The organism is Loigolactobacillus jiayinensis, assembly GCF_003946445.1.
GTDB lineage: Bacteria > Bacillota > Bacilli > Lactobacillales > Lactobacillaceae > Loigolactobacillus > Loigolactobacillus jiayinensis.
The window spans coordinates 1-299 of sequence record NZ_RHOF01000075.1 but is presented as its reverse complement, the minus strand read 5'-3'; the positions used below and the strand labels follow the sequence as shown (position 1 = coordinate 299).

Below are 299 nucleotides of genomic sequence, written 5' to 3'. Positions count from 1 at the left end.
GTTCCAAGTGTCCACGTCAATATGATGGGCAGTAACGGCGATACAGGCGGAGACGCCGCCTTGTGCTAAGGCTTTAATGGAGGATTCCATTACTTGGGTAACGCCAGTAGTGTCAACGGCAAAGTTGACGCCATGACCATTAGTCAGTGCTTTGATAGCTGCGACAGGATCTTCAGTCTTACTGTTAATGATATCAGTTGCACCTAATTCTTTAGCTAAGGCTAAACGATCATCGACGATATCAACGGCGATAACTTTGGTACAGCCAGAAATTTTACCAGCCATCATGGCCGCTAAGC

1 protein-coding gene is annotated in these 299 nt (G+C 46.8%); it reads right to left on the bottom strand.

Translation table 11 applies throughout. The features are described 5' to 3' along the window. The coding region (locus EKM80_RS13490; protein ID WP_164509578.1) for a zinc-binding dehydrogenase at positions 1-299 on the bottom strand (299 nt) is incomplete at both ends.